Origin of the sequence: Chroococcidiopsis cubana SAG 39.79 (genome assembly GCF_003991895.1) — a bacterium.
GTDB classification, from domain to species: domain Bacteria; phylum Cyanobacteriota; class Cyanobacteriia; order Cyanobacteriales; family Chroococcidiopsidaceae; genus Chroococcidiopsis; species Chroococcidiopsis thermalis.
The window spans coordinates 256,704-259,201 of sequence record NZ_RSCK01000001.1; the positions used below are offsets into that span (position 1 = coordinate 256,704).

1 protein-coding gene and 1 pseudogene are annotated in these 2,498 nt (G+C 46.4%); both read left to right on the forward strand.

The genetic code is table 11. The features are described from left to right. Window positions 1-1,887, forward strand: a 1,887-nt coding sequence (locus DSM107010_RS41030) for an efflux RND transporter permease subunit (protein ID WP_241994079.1), incomplete at its 5' end; no start/stop codon positions are given. A gap of 87 nt (window positions 1,888-1,974) precedes the next feature. Next, window positions 1,975-2,498 (forward strand): annotated as a pseudogene (locus tag DSM107010_RS39280) (hypothetical protein); the annotation flags it as partial.

The following is a 2,498-nucleotide window of genomic DNA, read 5'->3' on the forward strand; positions in this document are numbered from 1 at the left end:
TTGATGAAAGAAAAAGGGCTAAGTCCGCTTCGAGCTGCATCGGAGGCAATGCACGAACTATTTGGAGCTGTAATTGCTACTTCGCTCGTACTGATGGCAGTATTCGTTCCAGTTGCTTTCTTTCCAGGCTCTACCGGACAGCTCTACCAACAGTTTGCCCTCACTATTGCCTTTGCTATCGGCGTTTCCACCTTCAATGCTTTAACGCTCACGCCTGCGCTTTCTGCCTTGCTGTTACGCCAGGAACCAAGATATCCAGGGATCTTAGGCTGGATTTTTACTCGGTTCGATCGGTTTCTAGACTGGTTGCGCCGAAGATACCAGCAGACGCTCCACCTCCTAACACGCATAAAAGCGATCTTAATTGCGGCATTTGTTGCATCATTATTTCTCACGGCTTGGCTTTATCTTCGCACGCCGCAAGCCTTTCTTCCCGATGAAGACCAAGGCTATTTTATCAACCTGATTCAGGGACCGGATGGCACTTCGCTCAATTACACCAGTCAAGTTATCGAGCAAGCTGAAACTATACTGCTGAAAAACCCTGAAGTTGCCGGAACTTTTGCCTTGGGCGGTTTTAGCTTTACTGGTAACACTGCTAATCAAGGTTTGATTTTAACACCACTCAAGCCTTGGGGCGATCGCCAACAACCTCACCAATCTGCTCAAGCGGCGATCGCTCAAGTGCAACAACCCCTTTCTGCGATTTTGGAAGCAACTGTACTTCCCGTAAATCCTCCGGCAATTCAAGGTTTGGGTAGTATAGGCGGTTTTGTCTTTCAGTTACAAGATCGGAGTAATAACAACGAGATCGATACCCTTGTACAAACGATGGGTAAGTTGTTGGAGCGTGCCAACCAAACACCAGAATTGCAAAGGGTATTTAGCACGTATACTGCTAATGCGCCGCAGTTACTCGTTCAAGTCGATCGCGACAAAGCTAAAGCTTTACAAGTGCCTGTAGACGAGATCTACAGTACGCTACAAATTTTTCTCGGTTCGCGCTACGTCAATGACTTTGAGGCATTTCGACAGACTTACCGAGTTTACGTCCAGGCAGATACGCCGTTTCGTTCTAACCCCAAGAATATCGGTCAACTGTACGTGCGATCGCAAACGGGCGAAATGATTCCCCTGAGCAATCTCGTCAACGTTACGTCTACTACGGGACCGCAAACGATTAATCACTACAACCGATTGCGCTCGATTGAAATCAATGGTGCGTCAGCTCCTGGCTTTAGTTCCGGTCAAGCTATCGAAGCAATGGAAAAACTAGCTGCTGAGATACTACCAGCAAGTATGGGATACGAATGGTCGGGAATTTCTTTAGAAGAGATCGAGTCAGGCGGTCAAGCTCCCATCATTTTTGCTTTCGGTCTGCTCTTTGTCTTTTTGGTATTGGCTGCTCAATACAATAACTTCATCGATCCCTTGACGATTATGTTATCTGTTCCTTTGGCAATCTTAGGGGCATTGCTCGCTCAGTCAATGCGCGGCTTGTACAACGATATTTACTGTCAAGTTGGGTTAGTGATGCTGATTGGCTTGGCAAGTAAGAATGCGATTTTAATCGTGGAATTTGCCAATCAACTGCACGAGCAGGGACTTTCAGTTACCAAAGCAGCCGTGCAAGCTTCTCAAGAACGCTTGCGACCGATTTTGATGACCGCTATTTCAACACTACTCGGAACTTACCCGTTGGTGGTTGCTACGGGTGCGAGTTCAGCCAGTCGCCAATCGCTCGGGACGGCAGTTTTCGGAGGAATGCTAGTTGCGACATTTTTGAGTTTGTTTGTCGTACCGATTTTATATATCGCGATCGGTTCTGTTCGCTTGCAGTTATCTCGTTCCCGAAAAGCTGCGTATTCAGACAATAATCGGGCTTAATTGCTGAAATTATGAGAAAAATCCTTGACTCTCTAGCCTACAGGAGAATTTAGGATTAATTGACTGCTGGAAAATAGGAGAAAGTTTATGAATCGTTTAGCGATCGCGTTTACCATAGCAACTACCTTATTATTCGTTCAAAGCTGCTCGTCATCATCGAACATTCAAGAAACAATGGCGAGTAGTACAACCGAGCATAACGAGCATGCACAAGCAAACGTGAACCATGAAGGACACGGGATGGATCGTGCTAATGACGGAGAGAAGAAAACTGCTACCAAAGCCAAACTGACAACTCCAGACAAGATCGCTCCCAATACCTCCGTTGAATTAGCGATTGAAATTCGAGACTCCAATGGAAACGCGATCGCCAATTTTGACACGTTCCAAGAAGAACTGATGCACTTAATTATGGTCAGCGACGATCTACAGTCGTTCGCACACTTACATCCTGTCTACAAAAGCAATGGACGCTTTGAGGTGGAAGCTCGTTTTCCCCAACCTGGAAGCTATACGTTCTTCAGCGACTACAAACCGACGGGACAACAGGAACGAGTTTCAGTGCTGAAAACAAGAGTTTCTGGAGATCGCCCACCTGCTGTAAAAATGGA